The organism is Polaribacter glomeratus (genome assembly GCF_002954665.1).
Classification (GTDB): Bacteria; Bacteroidota; Bacteroidia; order Flavobacteriales; family Flavobacteriaceae; genus Polaribacter; species Polaribacter glomeratus.
The window spans coordinates 26,040-28,216 of record NZ_MSCM01000002.1 but is presented as its reverse complement, the minus strand read 5'-3'; the positions used below and the strand labels follow the sequence as shown (position 1 = coordinate 28,216).

The window sequence follows — 2,177 nt, the reverse complement described above, 5'->3', positions numbered from 1 at the left end:
TTTGTATGTGATACTCTTTTTTTAGTGCACTTAACCTTGATTATATCCAAAACGTTTTAATTGACTTTTATCGCTCCTCCAGTTTTTATTAACCTTTACATAAAGTTCAATAAATACTTTTTTCTCAAAAAATTGTTCTAAATCTTTTCTAGCTTCTGCACCAACTCTTTTTAATGCAGAGCCTTTGTGACCAATAATAATTCCTTTTTGAGTTTCTCTTTCCACCATTATAATAGATCGTATTCTAACAATAGTTTCCTCTTCAATAAAACTTTCAGTTTCTACCTCTACAGAATAAGGAATCTCTTTTTTGTAATGCATTAAGATTTTCTCTCTAATTTTTTCATTGACAAAAAAGCGTTCAGGCTTGTCTGTTAATTGGTCTTTGGGATAAAAAGGAGGGCCATCCGGCAATAAATCTTTAATTTTCTCAAATACAGCAGTAATATTAAATTTTTCCAAAGCAGAAATAACAAAGACATCTGCATTAGGTACTTTTATTTTCCAATATTCAACCTTTTCTTCAACTTCACTTTGAGAAGATTTATCAATTTTATTTAATAATAAAATAACTGGTATTTTACTGTTAATAATTTTATTAAAGAATGCTTCATTTTTTAGCTCTTTTTCGCCTACTTCCACCATGTAAATAAGAACATCGGCATCGTCTAAAGCAGATTTTACAAAATCCATCATAGATGCTTGTAATTCGTAAGCAGGTTGAATGATTCCAGGCGTATCAGAAAAAACAATTTGATAGTCTTCTTCATTGACAATGCCTAGGATACGATGTCTTGTAGTTTGCGCTTTGGGCGTAATGATAGATAGTTTTTCACCTACCAAAGCATTCATTAATGTTGATTTACCTACGTTAGGATTTCCTATGATATTTACAAAACCAGCTTTATGTGTCATACTACAAAGATAAATAGATTTTATAGTTGATTAGAATATAGATGATTAAAAAATGATTAAAAAAATATAAAAAAAAGTTTGGTTGGTTGTTTATTTAAAATGTATATTTGCACTCGGAAATAAAGAATCGAATTTATGCTTCGAAAGTTAAAAGCTAAGTCATTGTTTTCGAAATTATATCGCGGGATAGAGCAGTAGGTAGCTCGTCGGGCTCATAACCCGAAGGTCACTGGTTCGAGTCCAGTTCCCGCTACTAGGTTAAAGCCAGGAATAGAACGGATTGTTTACGAACAATCCGTTTTTTTATGTCTATAAGTTTCTTACTTTTACGTACCGTAAACGCTACCGTAAACGTTTTAACCATGAAATTGAATTATTCAGAGCCAAAAATTTACACAGGTGGAGTTGATATTTCCACTTGGTCTCAGCTATCTAAATCAGAAAAAGAAGTTGCACTATCAAAAGATTGGTTTGTTTATTTTTCTTTTAGAAGCCCTGAATCAGGAAAGCTTGAAAAACAACCTTTTATAAAAGCAGGCGTAAATAAATTAAAATCAAAAAGAGAACGACATTCATTTTTAAAAACAATGCAACGATCTTTGTTGCAGTTATTAGAATATGGTTTTAACGGATCAAGTCCAAAAGTTGTGGGATTACAGAATTATGCATAAATATTTGAGAGTCTAAACAGGAAGAATTCTATATTTCTAACACCTCTAAACTGTGCTCTAAAGGCTTTAATTTTGGCATTAAAAGATTCAGCAGAAGCATTTGTGCTTCTATTGTCAAAATAGTTTAGAATATTCTGATAATGTATGGACATTGTTCTTGCTATAGTATTAAAGCTTTTAAATTCTGATTGTCTTACTTTTTCATCCCATTTAGCAAGTCTTATTAAAGCTTTGGTTTTATCTTGTGTCTGATTGTATATCCAGGATAAATTCTGACATAGTTTATATGCTTTTTCTAAATCTGGGTATTTTTCAAATAATATTTTAGCTCTTTCTTGCTGATTTTCAGTCCATTTGTTTGAAGATTTATATAGTAAATATCGACTTCTAGCTAATAATTGCTTTAGGGTGTCTCCATTTTTTAATAGTTTTGGTGAATATTTTAAGGATTGATTTCTAGCTTTTTCAATTTCATCGTTTTCTGCATCTATAGCATCCCAACGATGTTTAATTCTAATTTCTTGTAGCGCATCTGAAGCTAATTTTTGCACATGGAAACGATCTATCACTTGAGTTGCTTGTGGAAATAAC

General features: G+C 30.8%; 3 protein-coding genes and 1 tRNA gene. 2 read left to right on the top strand and 2 right to left on the bottom strand.

Annotated features, from left to right (window positions below; all coding sequences use genetic code 11):
• Window positions 1–30: 30 nt before the first annotated feature.
• Window positions 31–915, bottom strand: coding sequence for a GTPase Era (era, locus tag BTO16_RS10245; RefSeq protein WP_105021600.1), 885 nt, complete (start codon window positions 913–915; stop codon window positions 31–33).
• Between the two features lie 180 nt (window positions 916–1,095).
• On the opposite strand from era, the gene BTO16_RS10240 reads away from it, so the two are divergent.
• Window positions 1,096–1,168, top strand: a tRNA-Met gene (locus BTO16_RS10240).
• A gap of 109 nt (window positions 1,169–1,277) precedes the next feature.
• A complete protein-coding gene (locus BTO16_RS10235; RefSeq protein WP_211298228.1) occupies window positions 1,278–1,586 on the top strand; it encodes a hypothetical protein in 309 nt (102 codons plus the stop codon).
• Here the strand turns inward: BTO16_RS10235 and BTO16_RS10230 are convergent.
• On the bottom strand, window positions 1,577–2,177 hold a 601-nt coding region (locus BTO16_RS10230), incomplete at its 5' end, for an ISAon1 family transposase (protein WP_146105427.1). The two genes, BTO16_RS10235 and BTO16_RS10230, sit on opposite strands and share 10 nt — an antisense overlap.

Coding starts and splice junctions, on each gene's coding strand:
- era (WP_105021600.1), bottom strand. CDS start 915: ATGACACATAAAGCTGGTTTTGTAAATATCATAGGAAATCCTAACGTA.
- BTO16_RS10235 (WP_211298228.1), top strand. CDS start 1,278: ATGAAATTGAATTATTCAGAGCCAAAAATTTACACAGGTGGAGTTGAT.